Origin of the sequence: Oceanobacillus iheyensis HTE831 (assembly GCF_000011245.1) — a bacterium.
GTDB lineage: Bacteria > Bacillota > Bacilli > Bacillales > Amphibacillaceae > Oceanobacillus > Oceanobacillus iheyensis.
Genome location: NC_004193.1, coordinates 200,280 through 225,270, shown reverse-complemented (window position 1 = coordinate 225,270; position 24,991 = coordinate 200,280). Strand labels below are relative to the sequence as shown.

The window sequence follows — 24,991 nt, the reverse complement described above, 5'->3', positions numbered from 1 at the left end:
GCCCCTAGTCTGGGGCTTTGTTATTTTATTGCCTTAGATCATTCACAATAGAAGTAACAATGTGCAAAGAATCCCATTCTCCATTAGATACAGATATTATCGAATAACTCTTTGGAAATAATTTCGAATGTATTTCATTAATAGAACAGCCTTTTTGATGTAAATATTTTATTTCTTCATAGAGGTTTTCAAGGTGAGCTAATTTTTGCTTTAATTTCTCTTTTCCATCTGGAACATATCCAGCATGACAACAAAATATGGAGCCAATATCATAAGTTAAGATGGTTCGAATTGAATTCATGATCTGAGGAATCGATTCATCCTTCATAATTACTTTCGTTTTTGGCGTTACAAACAAATCACCAGAGAACAGCGTTCCTGATTGTTTATCCAGCAAGCAAATATGATCATTTGCATGCCCTGGCGTATAGATTACTTCCCATTCTTTATTGCGGGATTGAACCGTATTTTTTACGGCTTCAGGTTTAAAAGGCTCCCGTCCTCCCCATGTTAATTGACGATATTTAGGGTAAGGCGTATCTTCAAAACAGAGCTCGATTCCTTTAGGATGCAAATAGATTGGTACATTTAAGTTCTCTTGTATCCAGGGAGCTGTACCAGTGTGATCCTCATGATTATGCGTTAGAACTACAGAATCAAAACTTATGTTATGATAAAAATCAATTAGCTCCGGTTCAAATCGTTGTGGTCCAGTATCGACTAACATTCCATCAACTAAAAATATAAATACTTTACTCATTTTAGGAGCAGTCATTTCAACACAGGTAATATTTTCTCTATCATATATTTCTAGCAACTGGTTCACTCTCCAATCCATTAAAAAGCAGGTTATTATAACTCTACCATAAAATGAATGAATAATCAGTCATTTATTAGAAGTGTTTTCTAGTTGAAAAAGCGTTATGTGCTTTAAATTATAAAAAGACGTGCTCTTTTTGTATGGAGCACGTCTTTTTATACTTTTAAATAATTAAGCTCCATGACTTATTTAGACATCCATTTGCCGTCTCTATTATTGTCACTAAAGCCATGTATTTTTCCATTCTCACCATCAATAATTAATCCCTGAACGCTCCCATGATAAGCCATGTCGTCAATAGATTGCACATCAAGACCTACATCTTCAGGATTCTTTAAAAATATAGAATCTTGTTCGACTTGCAACACATCCTCATTAAATTCTAAAAACGTTCTCGGACTATTCACCGACGCTTGGATTGGTTCATTAAATTTGATTGTTTTTACTAATTGTTGAGCAATCATTGTTGTGATTTTTCTTCCACCAGCACTTCCAATGCCTATCACAGGTGAGTCGTCTTTAGTTAATATGGTTGGCGATGTGTAACTAAATGGACGCTTACCTGACTCAGGTAGGTTTGGTGAATCCTCTTTATTACTAAAATTTTTCAATTGATTATTTAAGAAAAATCCATCAACATATTCTCCTGATCCAAATAAATCACTTAGTGTATTGGTTACGGAAACCATCATCCCATTTTTGTCTACCACAACAAAATGTGTCGTGTTCGCATGATTCTCTTTATCAGCATCTGACTCTAAATCTCTACGATACTCTTCCGACAATTCAAGTCCTTGAATTTTAGAGGCGAGATGATCAATGTGATCTTTTGAAATTAATTCTTTCATCGGCATATCTATAAAGTTAGGATCACCGATGTTTTCTAAGCGATCACCGTAACTTATCCGATTGATTAACCCCATTTTTAAAGAGAAAGCCAACGGATAACCTTTTGTTTCTTCAATATTTAATGACTCCGCCATTTCTAACATCTGAATTAACATGACTCCACCTGATGGTGGGGGAGGTGCCAACACATCATATCCACCAAATTTCCCTTGAATAGGATCTTTTACCTCTGTTTTATATGTCTCTAAGTCTTCCTCTTCGATATCATCCTCTTCTTCATTAATTTCATTAGCAATATCTCCTTGGTAGAAAGCGCTGGGACCATCTCTTTGAATATCTTCTAATGTTTCTGCTAGTTGTTCCTGTACTAATAAATCTCCCTCTTTAATCGGTTCTCCATCTGGAAATAAATGATCTAAATCGGATAAACGACTTTCATCGTCTTCTAATGCATTGTGCAAGGTTTCACTAACTGTAACGCCATTTTCAGCGAAATGAATGGAAGGGTTAATGAGCTGTTCCATATTTTTAGTCCCAAAATCTTCATGTACGCGGTACATTCCATTAATAAAGCCAGGTACCCCAATACCACTTGACGACAAGCTATCGTCTGGAGCAGTTTCACGGTAATCATAGACTATTGGATCTTGATTATTATTAGGGTGAATCAACATCGTTCCGCCGCCACCAATTCCAGACCCATAAGGTTCTGCTACACCTAAGACAAAACTAATTGCGATAGCAGCATCCACAGCATTACCACCTTGTTCCATTACTTTCATCCCAACCTCCGTTGCAATCGAACTGTCAGACGACACGCCATATGAACCGTTCTCCTCTGAAGTCGAATTATGAAGAATGAAATCATCATCATCTGTAGATTGGCCTTCATTTTCATTTCCCGTGTTTATAACACCAATGATTATAATAGATACTAATAACACTAAACCGAAAGTAATCATGTAAAAACGTTTATGTTCTAAGAAACGTTCTTTCTTTTGCATTTATATCACACTAACGATAAGAGAAAGACAACCGAAGTTATAATTAATCCCATAACTGTATCCATACTTGTTCTTTTCTTATGCATTTTAGTTGTTCTTAAAACCCATTCTTTTAGTGTCAGTCCTGACTTTTGTTTCTTTTTTGGTTTGTCTAAAATAGCTTCCATTTCATTTTCCTCCTTAAATATAGTTTGTTAATACAACTGTTCCTAAGGTAAATCCACTAAGCAATACTGTACTTCCAACTGTTGGTATGACTCCTTGCTTTTCTATTGTATTTGCAATTAATCCAGGAACGATAATCCCTATAGCAACCAACCCACCTACTGCTTCAGGAATTGCATAACCGGGTAGACCAAAATCGAAAATTGCTTTCATTATGATTCCCATGATAATCATAGCTGTAAATTTTCTTCTTCCGTATAGAATCGTAAATTTCCCAATTACTTTCATAACTATTAAATAGGTCAAAAAAGCAATCATAAATGTAACAACAATACTCACAGGGGCGTTAACCATCATGGCAATATAACCCGGAACAATTAATCCAGCTGGAATAATTCCTGTCCTTTCTGTATAAAACAAGCTCAGAATTACTCCGGCAGCTATAGCTAAATAAACATCTCCCGTATCAAATACAAACATTTTTCAATTCCTTTCTCTAAGCAGATTCTTTTACGATTTTCATTTGTTCTAGACGAGTTACTAATTCATCAGCCCCGCCATGGATATTTCCAATACCATAGATCGTCTTGTCTGATAAGTATGGCTGAAGTACCCGTACAATTTCTTCGGTGCTTGTCTTTTCTAGATCTAAAAGGTTCTTAACAGGAAATGTTCCTTTTTTATACTCCTCTACAATAAGTCCCGTACTATCCCCCATTACAACTAATGTTTCTGCCTGTATATTTGGTAGCACTTGTTTGATAAATTGTTCCGTACGATTTAAACGATCCGAGCGGGTATTCATGATAACAACGGGATCATCTGTAGGATAACTTAGTTGCTTCACACGCTCCCAAATATTGAGTGTAGACATTGGATCGTTCGCACTAAATCCATTTACTAAGAAACTAGGTTTATTCTTATCACCTATTGGAATAATCTGCATAGCACCTGGATCTGGCCATGCCTTTAACATTCCTCTATAAGCCGTTTCATGATCAATACCAAGAACATCTGCCACAGCAATTGCTAATGCTGCGTTTTCTGGGAATACCATATACTCAAATTTTTTAAGAAAATCCTCCGAGATAATAGATGTATCACATACATGCACCTTTGTATTTCGTTGTTTGGCCATCTGTCTAAAGTGAGGTACATAGGGACTATCATTGATAATTAAATCACCATTATGAGGGATTGCCTCAGAAAATGAGTCTGCAACTTCTTTTAATGTCGGTCCTAATACGTCCATATGATCTTCTAAAACATTTACAATTAACCCGATGTTTGCTTGTAATATTTTATCTTGAAAAACGATTTGATAATCAGGTTTAACTGCCATACACTCACTTACTAATGCATCAGCTTTTAAATCCGAAGCTTTAGAAATGACTTTTCTTTGTTCACCGATATTTGGACCTTCTAGTCTTCTCTGAATAGGGGCCTCTTGGGAATCGAACCAGTACAGCATCCTGGCATCAGTTCCTGTCGTTTTGCCAACAGTATGATAACCTGCTTCTTGTAGAACCCCTGTTATTAGTCTAGTAACAGTAGATTTACCTCTAATTCCATTTACATTAATACGGACCGGTATACTTGCAACATTTTTATCATTAATCATTTTATCTTTGACTCCAAAGAAAATAGCTAATGAAGCTAATAGCAAAATGATTAAAAATTCTTCTAGCATGTTTTCACCTCTATATCATTTTAAATTGTTTTCTTTTGTCCTCCACTCCGGCTCTTTTTCTAAACAAAGTTGATATAAGCACCTTTTAAAAACGCCATTTTCCAATAATGACAATTACACTTAATGTTCTGTAATGCTTGATTAAGATTGAAATCGTTTGGAACTCTTTTCGTTTCAATTTAGGTACCTACCACTCCTTTTTTTTAATCTAATCGCTAATTAGCTGACCACTTGATATCTTGCACCTACACTATAACCGGCATATAACGACACGGAAATAGTATTTACGACTCAATTTCCATATTTTTTCCAAATATAGTATTTTATGTTTACAGACAAAGATTTCATTAGGATACTTTTCGATCATATAAATAATAAATTATAACTATTTTTAACCCAATATCTAATTTTTCTGTCAAATAAAATGGTAAAAAATTTTATTTTAACGAATAGGACAGAAGCCTCGAATAAAATAATTACTCATGAATAAACTCCTCGAAATTAATAAAACTAAAACAGAAATTTAACTTAAAATTAACTTAATATTTTTCTGAAAAAACGGTAATATTATCGATATTCATCTTCATTCTTTAACATAAGAGCTAATTTAAAAAATTCGAAAGTTCACTAGTTTGATTTTCAATGCATAAGAAGACTATTTAACATGTATTACGCGTGAAATTTCTATATGAATTGTAGTAGAGGAAGCTGATGTTTGATGGGCGTACAACTCACGAAGTAAGTACTTAGGAAATCCAAAAAATATATATAGAGATACAGAAGAAATCCGTAGCTTAGTAAGAGAAGGATTTGATGAAGAAAATCCAAATGCATATAAATGAATTGAAATTTGTTCATTAATGGAAGATACCTGATGAACGTGGGTGGTTTTTATGCCATAACACAGAGAGCTAATTACATTAGAGCACAAAAAAACGCTCTATCCTATACAGGACAAGCGTTTATCTAAAGAGCTTCCAAGCGGACTTGAACCGCTGACCCCTTCCTTACCATGGAAGTGCTCTACCGAACTGAGCTATGGAAGCATATGGCTCCACAGGTAGGATTCGAACCTACGACCGATCGGTTAACAGCCGATTGCTCTACCACTGAGCTACTGTGGAATATATAAAATAATAATTGGATAGCAAAAATCAGCCTGGCGGCGTCCTACTCTTGCAGGGGCAAAGCCCCAACTACCATCGGCGCTGAAGAGCTTAACTTCTGTGTTCGGCATGGGAACAGGTGTGGCCTCTTCGCTATCGCTACCAGACTAATTGGTCTGTTTGTTATTTAGGTTTGTACCCTAAAAACTAAATAAGAGTAACTTGACATCAATATAAGAACTTAGATAAGTCCTCGATCAATTAGTATCCGTCAGCTGCACGTGTCGCCACGCTTCCACCTCGGACCTATCAACCTCATCGTCTCTGAGGGATCTTACTCACTCGAAGTGATGGGAAGTTTCATCTTGAGGGGGGCTTCATGCTTAGATGCTTTCAGCACTTATCCTTACCACACGTAGCTACCCAGCCATGCTCCTGGCGGAACAACTGGTACACCAGCGGTGTGTCCATCCCGGTCCTCTCGTACTAAGGACAGCTCCTCTCAAACTTCCAACGCCCACGACGGATAGGGACCGAACTGTCTCACGACGTTCTGAACCCAGCTCGCGTACCGCTTTAATGGGCGAACAGCCCAACCCTTGGGACCGACTACAGCCCCAGGATGCGATGAGCCGACATCGAGGTGCCAAACCTCCCCGTCGATGTGAACTCTTGGGGGAGATAAGCCTGTTATCCCCGGGGTAGCTTTTATCCGTTGAGCGATGGCCCTTCCATGCGGAACCACCGGATCACTAAGCCCGACTTTCGTCCCTGCTCGACTTGTAGGTCTCGCAGTCAAGCTCCCTTCTGCCTTTACACTCTACGAATGATTTCCAACCATTCTGAGGGAACCTTTGGGCGCCTCCGTTACTCTTTGGGAGGCGACCGCCCCAGTCAAACTGCCCGCCTGACACTGTCTCCGAACCGGATCACGGTCCTGGGTTAGAATGTTCATACAGCGAGGGTGGTATCCCACGGGTGCCTCCACGTAAGCTAGCGCTCACGCTTCAAAGGCTCCCACCTATCCTGTACAAGCTGCACAAACATTCAATATCAGGCTACAGTAAAGCTCCACGGGGTCTTTCCGTCCTGTCGCGGGTAATGCGCATCTTCACGCATAGTATAATTTCACCGGGTCTCTCGTTGAGACAGTGCCCAAGTCGTTGCACCTTTCGTGCGGGTCGGAACTTACCCGACAAGGAATTTCGCTACCTTAGGACCGTTATAGTTACGGCCGCCGTTTACTGGGGCTTCGGTTCAAAGCTTCGCTCCAAAGAGCTAACTCGTCCCCTTAACCTTCCAGCACCGGGCAGGTGTCAGCCCCTATACTTCGCCTTTCGGCTTCGCAGAGACCTGTGTTTTTGCTAAACAGTCGCTTGGGCCTATTCACTGCGGCTCCTCCTATGAAGGAGCACCCCTTCTCCCGAAGTTACGGGGTCATTTTGCCGAGTTCCTTAACGAGAGTTCTCCCGCTCACCTTAGGATTCTCTCCTCGCCTACCTGTGTCGGTTTGCGGTACGGGCACCTATGATCTAACTAGAGGCTTTTCTTGGCAGTGTGAAATCCGGAACTTCGGTACTCAATTTCCCTCCCCATCACAGCTTGAAATTGCCAGACGGATTTGCCTATCTGACTTTCTCACTGCTTGGGCGCACACGTCCATCGGTGCGCATTCCTTATCCTACTGCGTCCCCCCATCGCTCAAACAATCATGAGGTGGTACAGGAATATCTACCTGTTGTCCATCGCCTACGCCTATCGGCCTCGGCTTAGGTCCCGACTAACCCTGAGAGGACGAGCCTTCCTCAGGAAACCTTAGGCATTCGGTGAAAGAGATTCTCACTCTTTTTTCGCTACTCATACCGGCATTCTCACTTCTAAGCGCTCCACCAGTCCTCACGGTCTGACTTCGCAGCACTTAGAACGCTCTCCTACCATTGTTCGTAAGAACAATCCGCAGCTTCGGTGATACGTTTAGCCCCGGTACATTTTCGGCGCAGAGTCACTCGACCAGTGAGCTATTACGCACTCTTTAAATGGTGGCTGCTTCTAAGCCAACATCCTGGTTGTCTGGGCAACTCCACATCCTTTTCCACTTAACGTATACTTTGGGACCTTAGCTGGCGGTCTGGGCTGTTTCCCTTTCGACTATGAACCTTATCACCCATAGTCTGACTCCCAAGTTTAAGTAACTGGCATTCGGAGTTTGACTGAATTCGGTAACCCGGTAGGGGCCCCTAGTCCAATCAGTGCTCTACCTCCAGTACTCATCATCTTGAGGCTAGCCCTAAAGCTATTTCGGAGAGAACCAGCTATCTCCGTGTTCGATTGGCATTTCACCCCTACCCACACCTCATCCCCGCATTTTTCAACATACGTGGGTTCGGGCCTCCAGTCAGTGTTACCTGACCTTCACCCTGGACATGGGTAGATCACACGGTTTCGGGTCTACGACCACATACTATATTCGCCCTATTCAGACTCGCTTTCGCTGCGGCTCCGTGTCTTCCACTTAACCTTGCATGGGATCGTAACTCGCCGGTCCATTCTACAAAAGGTACGCCGTCACCCATTAACGGGCTTCGACTACTTGTAGGCACACGGTTTCAGGTTCTATTTCACTCCCCTTCCGGGGTGCTTTTCACCTTTCCCTCACGGTACTGGTTCACTATCGGTCACTAGGGAGTATTTAGCCTTGGGAGATGGTCCTCCCGGATTCCGACGGAATTCCACGTGTTCCGCCGTACTCAGGATACACTCCGGAGGAAATTCCTTTTCAATTACAGGGCTGTTACCTTCTTTGGCTGACCTTTCCAGATCGATTCATTTAAAGAATTTCTTTGTAACTCCAAAGGAGTGTCCTACAACCCCAGAAAGCAAGCTTTCTGGTTTGGGCTCTTTCCGTTTCGCTCGCCGCTACTCAGGAAATCGAGGTTTCTTTCTCTTCCTCCAGGTACTGAGATGTTTCAGTTCCCCGGGTCTGCTCCCTATACCCTATGTATTGAGGTATAGGTACTGCTCCATTACGAACAGTGGGTTTCCCCATTCGGAAATCCCCGGATCAAAGTTTACTTACAACTCCCCGAGGCATATCGGTGTTAGTCCCGTCCTTCGTCAGCTCCTAGTGCCAAGGCATCCACCGTGCGCCCTTATTCACTTAACTAAGTTGTTTCAGTAAATAAGCGTGCTAATTTAATAGCCTTGTTTCAATCCAGCTTCAGCTCCTATTAAAAATAGTTGCTTCAGCCTTCTGTTTTTTTGATGTCGTTGTTACTCTTATTTAGTTTTCAAGGTACAAAAATGGAGCCTAGCGGGATCGAACCGCTGACCTCCTGCGTGCAAGGCAGGCGCTCTCCCAGCTGAGCTAAGGCCCCATATATCTATTGTATTAGATGGTGGGCCTGAGTGGACTCGAACCACCGACCTCACGCTTATCAGGCGTGCGCTCTAACCAGCTGAGCTACAGGCCCATCTCACTTATAATATTTAAAGAGAATTGCTCTCTCAAAACTGAACCAAACAACCAAGTACGATTCCGTTAATAGTCTAGTTCCGGCGCCTATCGACTAGCAAATTTCGAATTCCATCCTACGATAAGTCAACATCGAATCACATTCGTGTTTCCTTTATCTCGTCTGGAGTTCTCCAATCTGTACGTCGATAAGCAAGGCGCCTGCACTTCCTATATATATCCTTAGAAAGGAGGTGATCCAGCCGCACCTTCCGATACGGCTACCTTGTTACGACTTCACCCCAATCATTAGTCCCACCTTCGGCGGCTGGCTCCTTACGGTTACCTCACCGACTTCGGGTGTTACCAACTCTCGTGGTGTGACGGGCGGTGTGTACAAGGCCCGGGAACGTATTCACCGCGGCATGCTGATCCGCGATTACTAGCGATTCCGGCTTCATGTAGGCGAGTTGCAGCCTACAATCCGAACTGAGAATGGTTTTGTGGGATTTGCTTGACCTCGCGGGTTCGCTTCCCTTTGTTCCATCCATTGTAGCACGTGTGTAGCCCAGGTCATAAGGGGCATGATGATTTGACGTCATCCCCACCTTCCTCCGGTTTGTCACCGGCAGTCACCTTAGAGTGCCCAACTTAATGCTGGCAACTAAGATCAAGGGTTGCGCTCGTTGCGGGACTTAACCCAACATCTCACGACACGAGCTGACGACAACCATGCACCACCTGTCACTCTGTCCCCGAAGGGAAAACTCTATCTCTAGAGTGTTCAGAGGATGTCAAGACCTGGTAAGGTTCTTCGCGTTGCTTCGAATTAAACCACATGCTCCACCGCTTGTGCGGGCCCCCGTCAATTCTTTTGAGTTTCAGCCTTGCGGCCGTACTCCCCAGGCGGAGTGCTTAATGCGTTAACTTCAGCACTAAGGGGCGGAAACCCCCTAACACCTAGCACTCATCGTTTACGGCGTGGACTACCAGGGTATCTAATCCTGTTCGCTCCCCACGCTTTCGCTCCTCAGCGTCAGTTACAGACCAGAGAGTCGCCTTCGCCACTGGTGTTCCTCCACATCTCTACGCATTTCACCGCTACACGTGGAATTCCACTCTCCTCTTCTGCACTCAAGTTCCCCAGTTTCCAATGCACGTTTACGGTTGAGCCGTAAGATTTCACATCAGACTTAAAGAACCGCCTGCGAGCGCTTTACGCCCAATAATTCCGGACAACGCTTGCCACCTACGTATTACCGCGGCTGCTGGCACGTAGTTAGCCGTGGCTTTCTGGTTAGGTACCGTCAAGGTACTATCAGTTACTATAGTACTTGTTCTTCCCTAACAACAGAGTTTTACGATCCGAAAACCTTCATCACTCACGCGGCGTTGCTCCGTCAGACTTTCGTCCATTGCGGAAGATTCCCTACTGCTGCCTCCCGTAGGAGTCTGGGCCGTGTCTCAGTCCCAGTGTGGCCGATCACCCTCTCAGGTCGGCTACGCATCGTCGCCTTGGTAAGCCGTTACCTTACCAACTAGCTAATGCGCCGCAGGCCCATCTGTAAGTGACAGCAAAAGCCGCCTTTCAACTTCTCATCAGGAGATAAAAAGTGTTATCCGGTATTAGCTCGCGTTTCCACGAGTTATCCCAGTCTTACAGGCAGGTTGCCTACGTGTTACTCACCCGTCCGCCGCTCATTCCATTATCGTCAACTCCGAAGAGAATCAAATAATTTCATGCGCTCGACTTGCATGTATTAGGCACGCCGCCAGCGTTCGTCCTGAGCCAAGATCAAACTCTCCATAAAAGTTGTGTTTCTTGTGCTTCAGAAGTCAACTTCTGACTTCATTTCTTTTAAGAAAAACGAGGTGTTTTTCTTCTTTCGTACTGGTTGTTTTGTTCAGTTTTCAAAGAGCAATTTCGTTGTTTGTCGTTTTTTGCGACAAGATATAATTTATCATGTTATCCGTTTGATGTCAACACTTTTTTAAAATCTTTTTTAAAAGATGTTTGTTTTGTGTGTCTTGCAATATGTTTCATCAAGCGACAAAAATTAATATACCATAATCCTTTTTATTGAGCAATAGTTTTTAAACAAAAAATTAAATTTCGGTAAAAAACCTTTTGTAGTAACTTCATAAATTACTACAAAAGGTTGCTTAACTCAGATATTCCCTTTTCTTTTAGGGATATACTTCATACACTCTTGTTCACTCGCCACTCTACGAAGTAATTGAAATAACAATCGATATCTTTCTCGCATTGCGCTTTTTACCATTTGATCAATTCGATTATCATCTAGATCTAATAAGATTTCTTCAAGCTCTCGTTTTATTAGATACTCCATTTCTTTCTGTTCCATCTCATTTACTAATAGTCCAATCATGCAATCACCTCATATTACCGTATAATTCCGTTAAATGGATTCATATATTGCTATTAATATATTTCAATAAGCCCTTTTCGGTTCCAACGACTTAAACATTACAAGTATTCGCAAAAACAGCTGAATTTTGTCGGGTCGAAGTTTTTTAAGTGTCTACCCACTACTATTCCCCAAAAACACTATATTTCATCCATCATTTTCCTAAACAGTTTTCGACAAAGCACGCTTGTACATATTTTCTATATCTAATGCATAGATATGAATATAGATATAAGTAGAGGAGGAAAACGGATGGATCACTTTTATTCCTTTCGTTTAAGAGGAAAAAGAACTGCATGGATTATTGGATTAGCATTTATAGTTGCTCTTATAGCTTGGACACAAAAAGATGCAGTCTTCTCCGTATTTAATGGCGAAGAACCTGTTGCTTTGTCAAAAGGCAATGCTGATGAACCAGACATTGCTATTACTTTCAATATTAGCTGGGGTGAAGAAAGAGTAGAAGAAATATTAAAGCAATTAGAAAATGAAGATGTACAAGCTACATTCTTCATCAGTGGAGAATGGGCAGAAAGACACCCAGACCTTCTAAAAGCAATTTCAGACGGAGAGCATGAAATAGGAATGCTAGGTTATCGCTACAAAAGCTATTTAGATCAAGAAGTTGAGCAAGTTAAAAAAGATCTTTTGTATGCTCAGGAAGCATTTGAAAAATTAGGATATGAAAACGTAAATTTATTGCGAACTCCTCATGGTCATTTTAACGAAGAGATTATCGAACTTGCTGAAAGCTTAGGTTTCCATGTTGTTCATTGGAATGTAAATCCTAATGACTGGGAGAATCCTGGTACAGAAGTAATCGTAGACTACATCATGAAAGAAACGGATAATGGTGATATCGTTCTATTACATGCTTCAGATAGTGCAAAACAAACTGCCGGTGCATTAGAAACTATTCTTCCAGGATTAAAAAACAAAGGATATGAACCTGTGACCATTTCAGAAATCATTAATCAAGCAAAAGCAAATACAGAAATTGTTGATTAAAAAAAGATCTCTTTCCAATACTGGGAAGAGATCTTTTTTATTACTTTTTCTTTTTTTGTTTAGCTTCTTGAACTGGCGTTTTTTCTTGAAAATTTAAACGATGTAAATTCAAAATTTGATATGTATTCGATACAAGTAATGGAACAACCATAAGCCATGCATAATCTGTTCCATCTACCATTAATCCAGGCACCCATTCCACTGTGGTAAATACCACCATAAAAAATAGCGTTGGAACAAATGCTTTTTTATTGGTTTCTTTGGATTTAAGCTTAGCAACGATCCATCCAATTAATAATATCGCTGCTGCTAAGAGGATAAACCAATACAGCGCAACATTATTGGCTGACTGATACGGAAAATAAATAATATCAAAAAGTATAAAAATGATTAGAGCTATTTGTACTGTTGACCAATATCCTTTGAATAGATTTAGTCCCATACGATGAACAAATAAATAAGCAAAAAACCCAGTTAAACTAACCATTGCAAATGTTAACCCTAACACTAAAAAGAATAAGATAAGTCCTAGAATTTCCATGCCATCGAACGGTTGTAAATAGTTTAGATATTGTTCTGGTTTAACAAAAAAGCTTGCGATTAATCCAGCTAGTCCACCTAGCCAAAATGTTTTCCATAAAAAACCTACAAGGATTCGTGTATTCAAACTTTTTCACTCCTATTGCACATACTATGATTCCCTCAATATTTTACCATGATACGGCATTTATTTCTCTTGTGTATGTGCATATTTTAATTATTTATCAAGCATATTAAGTATATAGAAAGGAGGATTATAAATGGTACGACGACAACTATGTACTGTACTCCTTAGCTTATCCTTCTTCATAATTTTAACCGCTTGTGGAGGCGGTGGTGGTAACAGCGAAAGCGAAGGTGAATACGATTCAACCAAAAAAATGGTTGTTGATATACTTCAAACCGAAGACGGTAAAAAAGCGCTTCGAGAAATCATGCATGATGAAGAGCTTAAAAACTTATTAGTGATGGAATCAGACACCGTGAAAAATGCTGTTAATGAAGCACTTACTTCAGAAGAAAGCAAAAAATCCTGGGAAAAAATGTTCGAAGATCCGGAGTTCGTTAAGACATATGCGCAATCCATATCTGACGAACAAAAGAATTTAATGAAAGATCTCATGAACGACAGTCAATTTCAAAAACAGATGATTGAACTGCTAAACAACCCGGAAGTTACCGAACAAATGCTATCGGTTGTGAAAAGCCAACAATTCCGTGCTCATTTAGAAGAAACGATCCAACAAACCTTACAATCACCTATTTTCCAAGCCAAAATTGAGGAAATCCTACTCAAGGCTTCCCAAGAGCAAAGTAAATCAAGTGGTTCTTCAAGTGAGTCCGGACAAGAAAGCCAATCTGGCGAATCGCAATCTGATTCAGGTAGTAGCGATTCAGGCAATTAAACAAATATCCTATGGTTATACAAGAGAATAGGGTGCCCGAATAACCAGGACACCCTAATTCTTTATTCTTCCATTTTGGCAATTACTTTAGCTGCTATCTTATGATATTCTTTTCCAATTGGATGATCTTCCTGATATACAGAAGGTGCAAAAACATCTTCTTCCTCGTAAGGTTGCTGCAAGGGTAGCTGCCCTAATACTTTTGTTTTTAGGACATCAGCAAGTTTTTTGCCTCCACCTTTACCGAATACATATTCTTTTTCTCCAGTTGTTTTACTTTCGAAGTATGCCATATTCTCTACTACACCAAGAATTTCGTGGTCTGTTTTTAATGCCATTTGACCAGCACGTGCCGCTACGAAAGCAGCTGTTGGATGCGGTGTAGTTACAATTACTTCTTTACACGTAGGTAATAACTCATGTACATCCATTGCGATATCACCTGTACCTGGTGGTAAGTCTAATAATAGATAATCTAATTCTCCCCATTCCACCTCGGAGAAGAAACTATTAATCATCTTACCAAGCATTGGGCCACGCCAAATTATCGGAGAGTTATCTTCAACAAAGAAGCCCATGGAAATGACCTTCACTCCAAAACGTTCTACCGGAATAATTTTTTCTCCGCGTACAACTGGACGTTTCTCCACACCCATCATATCTGGAACACTAAATCCATAAATATCGGCATCAATAATTCCGACTTTTTTACCTAAACGCATTAATGATACTGCTAAGTTTACGGTAACCGTAGATTTTCCTACGCCACCCTTACCACTAGCAACTGCGATAAATTTTGTATTTGAACTACCACCCATGAGCGAAGCTTCTTTCGCTTTCTCCGCTGCAGGTTGATATTTTTGAATAACTTCATCCGGAAGTGCTTCAAATCGAAGTCCTACGGTATTTGCCCCTTCACGTTTCAAGATACCAACGATTTCTTGTTGTAATTCCATTTGTTCTGCTGTATTCGTCTTGGAAATACCAATCTTTACGCTGACATGCTTCTTGTCTTCCTTGATCGTTACAGAATTAATTCCCCCGGTTTCTTCCAATGTTATATGTAAAAAAGGATCTTGAACAGAACTTAATAGCTCTACAACCCTCTCTTTTGTTAGCATCGTACATCACCATCCCTTGTGTTTGTATCCACCTGCTAGTATAACACAAAACACAGAAAATCTAAGTAATATGCTATTTGGTGACGGTTTCAGTCTGACTCCTCCTGTTCTTCAGGCTCCTCTGTCGCATATCGTAAAATTCCCTCATAAATACTTGCTGCCATTTTTCGTTGATAATCTTCGTCTTTTAACAATTCTCTTTCCTCGACATTAGACAAAAATCCAATTTCTACCAAAGCTCCTGGTACTTCAGCATGCTTTAATAAATACATGCTATTTAATGCTAATGGTGACCGATTCGTGTTTTCTAAGTTTCGTATTATTTCTTGTTGAATCATCGTGGCCAAATGCTTATTCTCATCTTTTGTTGGATAATAAAACGTTTGTGCTCCACTCCATTGTGTCGATGGTAATGCATTTAAATGCAAAGAAAGGAAAAAGTCCGGTTCCTTATCGTGAATAAACTTCAAACGATTTCGAATATCTTCAGATTTTCTTCGAGCTAGTCCACTTGTTTCTTCAGCGGCTAAATCCTTATCCTGTTCACGAGTTAAATAAACAAGTGCTCCTTGTTGTTGCAAATAAGATTGAATTAGTTTCGATACTTGTAAAGCAATATCTTTCTCTTCTGTATCATCGGATCCAACTGCCCCTCCGTCAGGTCCACCATGGCCAGGATCGATTACAATTGTTTTTCCGGTAAGGGGTAACGTCCACCCTTGATTTACTGTCATATTTGTCTCATTTATTGGGTATTGTAATAAGTACGCGAGTAAAAATACACCTAATAGCCAAAAAGCAATTTTCTTTTTTCTTCCCATATAGTTCTTGCTCCTTCCTTTAACTTCTCTTTTACTAAATTTATGGGACAAGATTGCAGTTTATGACTTAACATTTATGGTATGCTATTTACGAGGTAGGTTTACTTCTGCAAACACAGTGGTATCAATTAACCAAAGAACTTAAACGGAGGGAAACACTCATGATATGGATAGGAATTGGCCTTATTATTATTGGTATAGCATTTTTAGGAATCGCTGGTGCATTATTTAAGCCATTAATGAAACTAGCTGATTTATTCCAAAGCGTCCAAAAAACGACAGACCAATTGCCGGAAACAGTAGAAACTATTACAGCTCAGGCGACAGACGTTCTTGGAACCGGAATCGACACATTACAACAAGTAAATCAACAAATTAAAGAACTATCGCCGATTTTTCATCTAATTGGAGATGCCGGTCGTGCAACAAATCAATTAACTTCTTCTGTATTAAAGACCGCTGATGGACTTCAAGAAAAAACAGAAGAGGCAAACGCTATGATTGCGAGTAAAAACTTACAAGGTATATATGGTCTAGCAACCATTGGTTACTTCCTTGCTACACGAAACAAATAAAATGAGAACTACAATAATAAAAAAGCTAAACGATGCAGCCAGTTGGCCGGCGATCGTTTAGCTTTTTTATCTACCTTATTTTCTTATATACGGTTTTCCACTTCTTGGCGAATACCTTGTAGGTCATTCGCCTTTTCAAATCCATCCGTATATAGTTGTTGTTCAAAATCTTTCAATCGTTCGATGAATGATTGATTTTCCTCTAAAGAACGTTTGTTAGAGATATATGAACTGACCGCCCATCCTAATGAAGCGCCCAATGCTGCGCTTGTAGCAATAGCTGCTTGCTTTCTACGCTTACTCATTGGTATAATCCCTTTCCTCTCGCTTCATTTCTCTGCGCTTTTTCAACCAATAGTAACCTAAAGCAAAGCTACCATACAAACCACCGAGATTATTTTTATCACCAATATCTCTGCCTGCTTCTGTACGTGCTTTAACAGAATCGGTTACATCTACTAAAGAAGAGGAGAATTTTCTCGTAGCATTCCCTACGTCTCCAACCATATAGAAAAGTGGACTCAATTGCTGTAATTTATCATTAACATCTGCTAATGTTTGATTACTTTCGTGAATCATATCTCCTGTTTCTTTAAAAATTCCATCGAGTTGCTCCGGCAATTTTTGAACTGTCTTATCTACTCCACTTAGTACACTAGCCAAGTTATTCAACGTATGACCGATAAAAATAGCTAAAATAATAGCTGCTACTCCAATAATAATGACACCTATGCCGATTAACGTCATTTGCTTATCCCTCTCTTCCTGTATTTACAGAAGTTGAATCGTTCATCGACGATCCTTTTCCTGTTTGATACGTTTTAAATACTTGCATAAATGCTTCGCTCCACGTAATTCCTGTTATAAAGGGTTGTAATTTCTTTTCTAATTCCGCTTCAGATAGTGTTTCTTTTTGTTGAAGATATAACTGATTCATCGTTTGTACCGATGTTCCTACATCTTCTACGTGATCAAACACACTATCCGTCGCTTTCACTTTTTCACTAATATCATCGACCAATTTATCTGCTTCCTGCAGTGATTCCGTCAATTGAGGTGTAATATAATGCATTTCTTTTTCTAATTCCGTCATCGATCTTCCTAGTGATCGCATTGTATCTGAAAAACGACTTAATGCAAATGCCGCATAACAGGCAACAATGGCAAAAGCAACAGCGATGAACAAAATTCCAACATAAATGACAGCCATATGTAAAAATCCCTCCTCTTAGACAATATTATACCACCTGTCTACAGAAATAAAACGTTTCCTATCTTTAAGTAAGATTAAACTTATTACGGAATGGGTATAGGTTCCATATAGTACCAGATATGGAGGTTGACCCGATGAAGATAAAATCCTATGCGCAAACGTTTATCACTAAATTTAAAAATGATGATGTACCATTACTTGCAGCTTCATTAGCTTATTATTTTTTATTATCTGTTTTCCCGTTACTTGTAGTAGCTTTTGCGATTATCCCTTATTTTAATATAAGTCCACAGGATGCCATACAATTTATTTCATCTATCCTTCCTGAACAACTAGCAAGCACGTTTCAAGAAAATATTGTTAGTATTGTGGAGACACCTCGTGGGGGCTTACTAACAATTGGTATTTTGGGGACTCTATGGTCCGCTTCCAACGGAATTAACGCATTCATTAAAGTATCAAATGAATCCTATGAAGTAGAAGAAACTCGCTCCTTTATAAAGACAAGAGCAATTGCCTTTGGACTTACTATTGCAATGATATTTGCTGTTATTACCGCTATTATACTACCTGTTTTTGGAGATGTCATTCTAACAATGGCCATGTCTATTGTAGGGATAAATGAATCAACTGAATGGATTCTACAAATTTCACGTTTTGCAATTAGTATCGCCGTAATTACACTATTACTGCTAACACTTTATCGCTTTGCACCGAATGCGAAACTTCCAGTGAAGCATATTATTCCTGGAACCTTAACAGCTAGCATCCTCTGGCTTATCATTTCATTCGGATTCTCTATTTATGTATCTAACTTCGGAAATTATTCAAATATGTACGGAAGTCTAGGCGGTGTCATCATTTTAATGATTTGGTTCTTCTTGACAGGGATGATTCTTCTTATTGGCGGTATCATAAATGTCATGTATCATCAGAAAAAAGTAGCAGAAGATTCATCGTATTCTCATGCAGCAAATATATAAAGAACGGACCAACGCTCGCGTAGAAACGTTACAAAAAAATCCAAACCGACTACCTCTGTCAGTTTGGATTTTTATCATCTTGATAATATACCTGTTACTAGACTTCTTGCCCATTGATCCCATGTAAAAGACGACCTCGACAGTTCTTTTACTTGTATAGGAGTAATGAATGTAGCTCCATGTCGAAATTGAGAAGAAGGTTGATCGGCAACAACCTCACCCATCTCTACCCCTTGCACAACTTCTACTTGTTCTTCAACATGCAATCCTGTTTCAATAGGAGTCTCTATCAGTTGTCCGTTTGTATGCATCTTCCATACATGATTGATAAAAATCGAATCTTCAAATAATGCAGTGACACCTAATGCTTCTTCCATGACGATCCCTATCTCAGTATGGTAACCGGGAAGCAGTGCATCTAAAACTTCCGGATCTTCTTCCGCTATCGATACGCTAAATGGATACACGCTTGTTGATTCTAATTCTACTTCTTTCGGATGTTCACTTACTTCACTTATTGTACCCTCTAGTGCTATTGGAAGTTCATTTATTTCCATTTGCGTGGCAAGTCCAGCCTCCACCTTTGTTCGTTCTTCTTCCGTTAATTCCCCATCAACCTGAAGTGTTGTATCTTGTATGGTAATCACAGGATCCTCTAAACTATCTTTTACCTCACTAATTCGACCATCAAAAGGGCTATTCACGGTAATCACATTTTCAAATGATTGTAATTCCATTAATTGCGCTTCTAGACTTTGTAATTCCGCTGTTTTCTGGGAGAGTTCATTTTCTTTTTCAATCAAGTATTGCTCACGTAACAATTCTGCTTCAACTGTGTTTTGAGGAAAACTAATTTCAAGTTCCTCTTCATTTATCGTTACATCACTTGGTGTACCAGTAGCACCTTCTGGGATTTGAAACATTTCCATTTCTGTGATGGCAGACTGTATAGCTGCAATCTCTCCTTCTACTTGAGACACGTGTTGATTCAAGTTTACTTCTGTTTCATAAGAGCTTTGGACTTCATAGGAGAATAGTGGATCACCGCTCGACACTACATCTCCCTCTTGCACCATAAACTCTTGAAACACACCACTGGATGGATCAAAATAAACATGCTCTTCCCCTGCAACATCAATGACGCCAGGCTTGTATAACATTTCTACAAGATCTGCCTCATGGCTATCTGCCCAGCTATGTACAAATGAAACTCGATCTACTTTTTCTTCTTTATCAAATAAAACGAGCACAAAATTGACTACAACAAATACAGTAATCGCTATCCACAGCATATACTTCTTGTATTTTCTCATCCAAACCACCCACTTATGATGTATGAATCCACATTTGCTATAACACTTGCAATAACCCATCCTAAGAAGTGAATTAAAATAACATTTAACCAAACAAAACGGCTTCTTACATCAGAATACTTCGCCAAGAAATTTGCTTGAAAGTAGATAATCCATAATTGAAATAACGATATCGCTCCAAAAAAGTATACGAACCAGGGAATACTAGTTATGTAAGAAGCGATTATTCCAAATGAGAGCGGCGATACATACCAACTTAATCCGGCAAACAATGCCAATGGAATCCATAATAGTCGCTCTACCAACACCACTATTAACGCTGTGTGCTGAATAACAACTAACTTCTTATAAGGCACTCCAGTAAGTAGATAGAATAATAGAGATGGTAGAAAAATAACAATTGCCGCAAACAAAAGCCCATAAAACATTCTGCCTAACACAAACCAAAGTTTACTAGCTTCAAAATCAGCAGAACTTAATAATAAGCCATTTTTAGATATTTCTTCTGAACCAACACCTAAGAAAGCCATAATTCCGTAAATGACCATGGAAACAAGCGATAAAATAACCGTTATCTTCCAAATGCCCTTAACTTCCTCTGCTTTATTAAGTCGAAAACTTTCATCTTTTGTCTGAGAAATCATTCGAAACAAACGCGCATAATAAGTCATTTCGTCACAATCCTTTTGCATTATCCATTCTTTTCCTATAATTGTCATTTTACCTTAATAACTAATGAAATACTATGAAATTTTGATTAATTCGTCGACTATTAGAAAAAGTCAGCAAAATATGGTTCTGTTTGTGGAATTATGCTGTCGAGTGCTTCCAAATGTTGTTGTTCTCCGTCGATTAATCCTAACTCCTTTAACTCTAACGGACGTTTGTACCCTAATAATATCGATGCTAACTGTTGGATCGGTATAGTGACGGATGAAGCGACTTCTTTAGACAGCTTTTCCACATGGATCTCTTTTGAATTAATTTCTAATCGATACGTGCCGGAATTCGCTTCTACAAAATCATCTGTTATCTCCAAATCAATCGTCACATTTTCCTTATGTGCTAAAAATGGATATTTTTGTAGAAATTTATAGACATCGACAATTCTCGACATAAAATACGGCGTCATTTTTTGTTCAAATCGTGGATCATCGAGAAGTAACGGAAGTGTATCAGATTCTGCTACCACCATTTTTACATTTTTCGCCATTGAATCGTGATTGGAGATGAAATGAAGCAAGCGTTGTTTGCTAGCTAGCGTAAGATGTATTATTTCCTCTACTTCTAGTATATCTTTCTTAACTTCATATAAGATATATCCATCTGGCTCGCCTTGTGGATCATAGCTAACTGCAATTAATTTCTTTTTGACTAAAATTCTATACTCCCACCAGTGGGAATCTCGCAGAAGCATTCCATTAAATTGAGCTGTATATTTTTCATAAATTGTCTCTAAAATCGAAACATCATCTTTGTTCTGCATTCGCCGTATCATACCACCGTCTAATTGCCAATTTCTCTTAAAATGATGCATAGGAATATTGTATTCTTTCTCATCAAACGTAACTTCCCAACCAAATCGACGGTAAAAAGGTATAGAGAAAGGATATAAATAGGAAAGAACTTGTCCTTCTTTCTTCATTTCCTCAAGAGCGTGTTGAAGTAGTTTTCGTACAATGCCTTTCCGACGAAATTCCGGCCACGTTGCAACAGAAGAAATGCCACCCATTTTAATCGGTTGGCCATGTATAGAGACCTCTAATGGTACGATGTGAAGTTTCGCTGCCAAACGATCATCTTCCATCCACCCCCATATTGCTTCCTTTCGCTTTTCCTGTTTTCTTTCTTCTAATCTTTCCGGTGTTAGTTCATACTGAAAAGCGAATGCCGATAATTGATAGATTTCATCACTTTGTGAAGATAGCTTTTTTAACAATATAGACTCCCCCTTTTTGAAAAATCAGGCTACATTTTCATATTACAATAGATAGTGAATTTAATTAAGCGGAAAAAAAGCGCAAACGACCGGTTTAGTATGTATATCTACAGCTGTAAAATTTTATAATTTCCTAGACAAACAAAGAGACATACAGAAAAGGCTGCATGTCTCTAAAAGTTGTTATGATGCGTATTGTATTCGAAGTAAAGCTCACCAATTGCCACCGACAGCAACCGAGTTACAAGCCTGCTTTTCCGCTTTAAACCGATGCGGCAGCAGATGCTTTAAGCTTTTCATTCCGCTCTTTGAACATTTCATTATGAGAAGACACCATCGCAAAATTATTTGCCATTGGATCAATGTACTTCTTCGCCTGGTTCACTGCATTAGCAGCATCTTGGAAAGCACCCGCAATCAGATGGAGCTTCCCTTCATGATGAAGTATATCTCCAGCTGCATATATTCCAGGAACAGAAGATTCGCTATTTGGTGAACCTGCCACAAAGTATCCATCTTTAATCTCTACACCTAAGGAAGGACTATTGTCCAGCAAATCAATATCTCTATCATATCCATGATTTATAATAACTTCATCAATTGGCAGAGCAAGAATATCCCCAGATTCATGATTGGTTAACTCCACATGTTCGATCGACTGATTATTTTCAGAGATAAGTTTAGTGATCGAACAATTAAAGTAACATTCCGCTGAACTCTTCATTAATTTTGTCACTTGTGCTTCATGTCCGGACAGAACATCCTTACGATACGTTAGATAAACACTTTTTGCAATATCTACTAGCTCGTTTGCCCAATCAACAGCAGAATTACCACCGCCAGAGATAATTACTCGCTTATCTTTATACCGTTGTAACGATGTTATTTTATAGTTTAAATTGGTCACTTCATATTTCTCTGCACCTTCTAAATTTAATCTTTTAGGGTGTAAAATGCCGCCGCCTACTGCCACAATAATTGTCTTTGAATAATGAATCTCTCCAGATGCGGTATGTAACTGAAATAGTCCCATCTCATTTTTATCTATGGATTCTACTTTTTCATTTAATACAACGGTTGGATCAAACGTCATTGCTTGTTCTACCATTTGCTTAATCACGTTTTCCCCTGACATTGGAGTTAATCCACCAATATCCCAAATAACTTTCTCAGGATAAATATGCACCTTTCCACCTAATTCTGCTTGATAATCAATGATTTTTGTTTTCATTTCTCGTAAACCACTATAAAAAGCAGAATATAAACCTGCGGGACCACCACCAACAATCGTTACATCAAAGACTTCCATTTGCTATTCAACCCCCTAAAAGATATGAAGAACTAAATCAGCTCAAACTATAATAATAAAACTTCTTAATTGTTATTATAATGATAATGAGAATCGTTTTCAATCTTTTAGAATAAAAATTTTTTCAACTTTTACGTTTGGTCTGCCTTACATATATAAATTTTTACAGACCACCGCTCTATAGGAAAACTCTCGAAAAGGCAGAAAAAGGATCTGATTAATATGTTGTTAATCAGATCCTTTTAACTTTAACCCTTAAAACCACTGAGAGTGGAATATGCCGTCTTTATCTTTTCGCTCATACGTGTGTGCACCAAAGTAGTCACGTTGTGCTTGAATAAGATTTGCTGGTAAATCTTCTGAACGATAGCTATCATAGTATGCAATTGCACTTGAGAACGTTGGAACTGCAATACCATGTGCAACCGCTAGAGATACAACTTTTCGTAATGAAGACTGGTAGCCTTCTACAATTTCCTTGAAGTAAGGGTCGAGCATTAAGTTCGGTAATTGAGAATCTCTGTCATAGGCATCTTTGATCTTTTGTAGGAACTTCGCACGAATGATACATCCGCCACGCCAAATCATTGCGATGTCACCATAACTTAAATTCCAATCGTACTCATCAGAAGCTGCTCGCATTTGAGCAAACCCTTGCGCATAAGATACGATCTTACTCATATAAAGTGCTTGACGGATTGCTTCGATAAGCTCCTCTTTACTTTCACCTAGCATTGCATTCGTTGGTCCACTCAATTCTTTGCTTGCACGAACACGCTCATCTTTTAAGGATGAAATAAAGCGTGCAAACACAGACTCTGTAATTAATGGAAGCGGTACTCCTAAATCAAGTGCATTTTTACTCGTCCATTTTCCAGTCCCTTTTTGACCTGCTTTATCTAGAATTACCTCCACTAGAGGCTTCCCAGTCTCTTCATCCACTTTAGTGAAGATATCTGCAGTTATTTCAATCAGATAACTGTCTAATTCTCCATCATTCCATTCCTTGAATACGTTGTGAAGCTCTTTTGCATCAAGTCCTAGAACATTTTTCATTAAATCATATGCTTCTGCGATTAATTGCATATCTCCATATTCAATTCCATTATGAACCATTTTCACAAAGTGCCCCGCGCCATTTGGCCCAATATAGGTTACACATGGATCTTTATCTACTTTTGCAGATATCGCTTCAAAAATAGGAGCAACTAATTTATACGCTTCTGCTTGTCCACCTGGCATAATAGAAGGACCATTTAAAGCTCCCTCTTCGCCACCAGAAACACCTGTCCCAATGAAATGAATTCCAGACTCATCTAATTCTTTATTACGACGAATCGTATCTTCATATAATGTATTTCCACCGTCGATAAGAATATCGCCTTTATCAAGATGTGGTTTCAATGATTCAATCGTAGCATCCGTTGCTGGACCAGCTTTTACCATCAACATGATCTTACGTGGTTTTTCCAATGAATCCACAAATTCTTCAATTGTTTTTGCACCAATAAATTTTTTCCCGCTTGCTTCATTCGCTAAGAAGTTCTCTGTCTTCTCGTAAGAACGATTAAAAACAGCTACAGAAAAGCCTTTGCTTTCCATGTTAAGTGCGATATTTTTTCCCATAACGGCTAAGCCGATAACACCAATTTGTTGTTTCATCAATCCATCATTTCCTCTCTTAAATTATTTTGAAATGAATCATACCTATTATAGCGAATTTAGTAAGAGGAAACCAATATCCACTCTG

21 protein-coding genes, 4 tRNA genes and 3 rRNA genes are annotated in these 24,991 nt (G+C 39.3%); 4 read left to right on the top strand and 24 right to left on the bottom strand.

All coding sequences use genetic code 11. The annotated features are described in order from the left end of the window. Nucleotides 1–25: 25 nt before the first annotated feature. From OB_RS01215 to OB_RS01160, 13 genes are all read right to left on the bottom strand, one after another. Nucleotides 26–817, bottom strand: a complete 792-nt coding sequence (locus OB_RS01215; RefSeq protein WP_011064605.1) for an MBL fold metallo-hydrolase — start codon at nt 815–817, stop codon at nt 26–28. A gap of 188 nt (nt 818–1,005) precedes the next feature. After that, complete coding sequence (ggt, locus tag OB_RS01210; RefSeq protein WP_041544066.1) at nt 1,006–2,673, bottom strand: gamma-glutamyltransferase; 1,668 nt, start codon at nt 2,671–2,673, stop codon at nt 1,006–1,008. Nucleotides 2,674–2,678: 5 nt separating this feature from the next. Beyond that, entirely contained in the window at nt 2,679–2,840 is a 162-nt protein-coding gene (locus OB_RS18350) for a hypothetical protein (protein ID WP_160162341.1), read from the bottom strand. A 13-nt stretch (nt 2,841–2,853) separates the two neighbouring features. Further along, the gene (gene pgsC / locus OB_RS01205; protein WP_011064603.1) at nt 2,854–3,318 is read right to left on the bottom strand and encodes a poly-gamma-glutamate biosynthesis protein PgsC; all 465 of its coding nucleotides are present in this window, start codon (nt 3,316–3,318) and stop codon (nt 2,854–2,856) included. A gap of 16 nt (nt 3,319–3,334) precedes the next feature. Next, nucleotides 3,335–4,528 (bottom strand): poly-gamma-glutamate synthase PgsB, encoded by a 1,194-nt coding sequence (gene pgsB / locus OB_RS01200; protein WP_011064602.1) that lies wholly within the window; start codon nt 4,526–4,528, stop codon nt 3,335–3,337. A 972-nt stretch (nt 4,529–5,500) separates the two neighbouring features. Then, nucleotides 5,501–5,574, bottom strand: a tRNA-Thr gene (locus OB_RS01195). A gap of 3 nt (nt 5,575–5,577) precedes the next feature. After that, nucleotides 5,578–5,652 (bottom strand) — tRNA-Asn (locus OB_RS01190). Nucleotides 5,653–5,685: 33 nt separating this feature from the next. Beyond that, a 5S ribosomal RNA gene (gene rrf / locus OB_RS01185) occupies nt 5,686–5,801 on the bottom strand. Between the two features lie 74 nt (nt 5,802–5,875). Beyond that, nucleotides 5,876–8,797, bottom strand: a 23S ribosomal RNA gene (locus OB_RS01180). Between the two features lie 138 nt (nt 8,798–8,935). Next, nucleotides 8,936–9,008 (bottom strand) — tRNA-Ala (locus OB_RS01175). A gap of 19 nt (nt 9,009–9,027) precedes the next feature. Continuing rightward, nucleotides 9,028–9,104: transfer RNA gene (locus tag OB_RS01170), tRNA-Ile, on the bottom strand. Nucleotides 9,105–9,332: 228 nt separating this feature from the next. Next, nucleotides 9,333–10,896: ribosomal RNA gene (locus OB_RS01165) — 16S ribosomal RNA — on the bottom strand. Together the 16S, 23S and 5S rRNA genes with 4 tRNA genes alongside form the textbook arrangement of a ribosomal RNA operon. A 357-nt stretch (nt 10,897–11,253) precedes the next feature. Further along, the gene (locus OB_RS01160) at nt 11,254–11,475 is read right to left on the bottom strand and encodes a hypothetical protein (protein ID WP_011064601.1); all 222 of its coding nucleotides are present in this window, start codon (nt 11,473–11,475) and stop codon (nt 11,254–11,256) included. A 291-nt stretch (nt 11,476–11,766) separates the two neighbouring features. Between OB_RS01160 and pdaB the strand changes: the two genes are divergently transcribed. Further along, the gene (gene pdaB, locus OB_RS01155; protein WP_011064600.1) at nt 11,767–12,522 is read left to right on the top strand and encodes a polysaccharide deacetylase family sporulation protein PdaB; all 756 of its coding nucleotides are present in this window, start codon (nt 11,767–11,769) and stop codon (nt 12,520–12,522) included. 40 nt (nt 12,523–12,562) lie between these two features. Here the strand turns inward: pdaB and OB_RS01150 are convergent, their stop codons facing one another. Further along, on the bottom strand, nt 12,563–13,189 hold the full coding sequence (locus tag OB_RS01150) for a KinB-signaling pathway activation protein (protein ID WP_011064599.1): 627 nt from the start codon (nt 13,187–13,189) through the stop codon (nt 12,563–12,565). 133 nt (nt 13,190–13,322) lie between these two features. On the opposite strand from OB_RS01150, the gene gerD reads away from it, so the two are divergent. Further along, entirely contained in the window at nt 13,323–13,967 is a 645-nt protein-coding gene (gene gerD / locus OB_RS01145) for a spore germination lipoprotein GerD (protein WP_011064598.1), read from the top strand. Between the two features lie 62 nt (nt 13,968–14,029). On the opposite strand, the gene OB_RS01140 is transcribed toward gerD, so the two are convergent. Both OB_RS01140 and cwlD read right to left on the bottom strand, forming a co-directional pair. Continuing rightward, nucleotides 14,030–15,088 (bottom strand): Mrp/NBP35 family ATP-binding protein, encoded by a 1,059-nt coding sequence (locus OB_RS01140; RefSeq protein WP_011064597.1) that lies wholly within the window; start codon nt 15,086–15,088, stop codon nt 14,030–14,032. A gap of 89 nt (nt 15,089–15,177) precedes the next feature. Further along, the gene (cwlD, locus tag OB_RS01135) at nt 15,178–15,909 is read right to left on the bottom strand and encodes an N-acetylmuramoyl-L-alanine amidase CwlD (RefSeq protein WP_011064596.1); all 732 of its coding nucleotides are present in this window, start codon (nt 15,907–15,909) and stop codon (nt 15,178–15,180) included. A gap of 161 nt (nt 15,910–16,070) precedes the next feature. On the opposite strand from cwlD, the gene OB_RS01130 reads away from it, so the two are divergent. Beyond that, nucleotides 16,071–16,484 carry a DUF948 domain-containing protein gene (locus OB_RS01130; RefSeq protein ID WP_011064595.1) on the top strand — a complete coding sequence of 138 codons (414 nt, stop codon included), beginning with the start codon at nt 16,071–16,073 and terminating at the stop codon, nt 16,482–16,484. An 83-nt stretch (nt 16,485–16,567) separates the two neighbouring features. Here OB_RS01130 and OB_RS01125 read toward each other — a convergent pair whose 3' ends face one another. Genes OB_RS01125 through OB_RS01115 form a run of 3 tightly spaced genes read right to left on the bottom strand, consistent with a single transcriptional unit; the run spans nt 16,568 to nt 17,694 of the window. Beyond that, entirely contained in the window at nt 16,568–16,789 is a 222-nt protein-coding gene (locus OB_RS01125; RefSeq protein ID WP_011064594.1) for a hypothetical protein, read from the bottom strand. Beyond that, nucleotides 16,782–17,231, bottom strand: coding sequence for a DUF948 domain-containing protein (locus OB_RS01120; protein ID WP_011064593.1), 450 nt, complete (start codon nt 17,229–17,231; stop codon nt 16,782–16,784). The genes OB_RS01125 and OB_RS01120 overlap by 8 nt, the downstream gene beginning before the upstream one ends. Nucleotides 17,232–17,235: 4 nt before the next feature. After that, the gene (locus OB_RS01115; RefSeq protein WP_011064592.1) at nt 17,236–17,694 is read right to left on the bottom strand and encodes a DUF948 domain-containing protein; all 459 of its coding nucleotides are present in this window, start codon (nt 17,692–17,694) and stop codon (nt 17,236–17,238) included. A 137-nt stretch (nt 17,695–17,831) separates the two neighbouring features. On the opposite strand from OB_RS01115, the gene OB_RS01110 reads away from it, so the two are divergent. Beyond that, nucleotides 17,832–18,680, top strand: coding sequence for a YihY/virulence factor BrkB family protein (locus OB_RS01110; protein ID WP_011064591.1), 849 nt, complete (start codon nt 17,832–17,834; stop codon nt 18,678–18,680). A 74-nt stretch (nt 18,681–18,754) separates the two neighbouring features. On the opposite strand, the gene OB_RS01105 is transcribed toward OB_RS01110, so the two are convergent. The 5 genes from OB_RS01105 to gndA all read right to left on the bottom strand — a co-directional run bounded on the left by OB_RS01105 (nt 18,755) and on the right by gndA (nt 24,906). After that, nucleotides 18,755–19,993, bottom strand: coding sequence for an efflux RND transporter periplasmic adaptor subunit (locus OB_RS01105; protein ID WP_011064590.1), 1,239 nt, complete (start codon nt 19,991–19,993; stop codon nt 18,755–18,757). Next, nucleotides 19,990–20,664, bottom strand: coding sequence for a hypothetical protein (locus OB_RS01100; RefSeq protein WP_041544410.1), 675 nt, complete (start codon nt 20,662–20,664; stop codon nt 19,990–19,992). The genes OB_RS01105 and OB_RS01100 overlap by 4 nt, the downstream gene beginning before the upstream one ends. A gap of 101 nt (nt 20,665–20,765) precedes the next feature. Continuing rightward, nucleotides 20,766–21,932: a GNAT family N-acetyltransferase gene (gene eis / locus OB_RS01095; RefSeq protein ID WP_011064588.1), complete on the bottom strand. Its 1,167-nt coding sequence runs from the start codon at nt 21,930–21,932 to the stop codon at nt 20,766–20,768. Nucleotides 21,933–22,194: 262 nt separating this feature from the next. Further along, the gene (locus OB_RS01090; RefSeq protein WP_011064587.1) at nt 22,195–23,241 is read right to left on the bottom strand and encodes an NAD(P)/FAD-dependent oxidoreductase; all 1,047 of its coding nucleotides are present in this window, start codon (nt 23,239–23,241) and stop codon (nt 22,195–22,197) included. Nucleotides 23,242–23,496: 255 nt separating this feature from the next. Continuing rightward, entirely contained in the window at nt 23,497–24,906 is a 1,410-nt protein-coding gene (gene gndA, locus OB_RS01085; protein ID WP_041544065.1) for an NADP-dependent phosphogluconate dehydrogenase, read from the bottom strand. Nucleotides 24,907–24,991 lie beyond the last annotated feature (85 nt).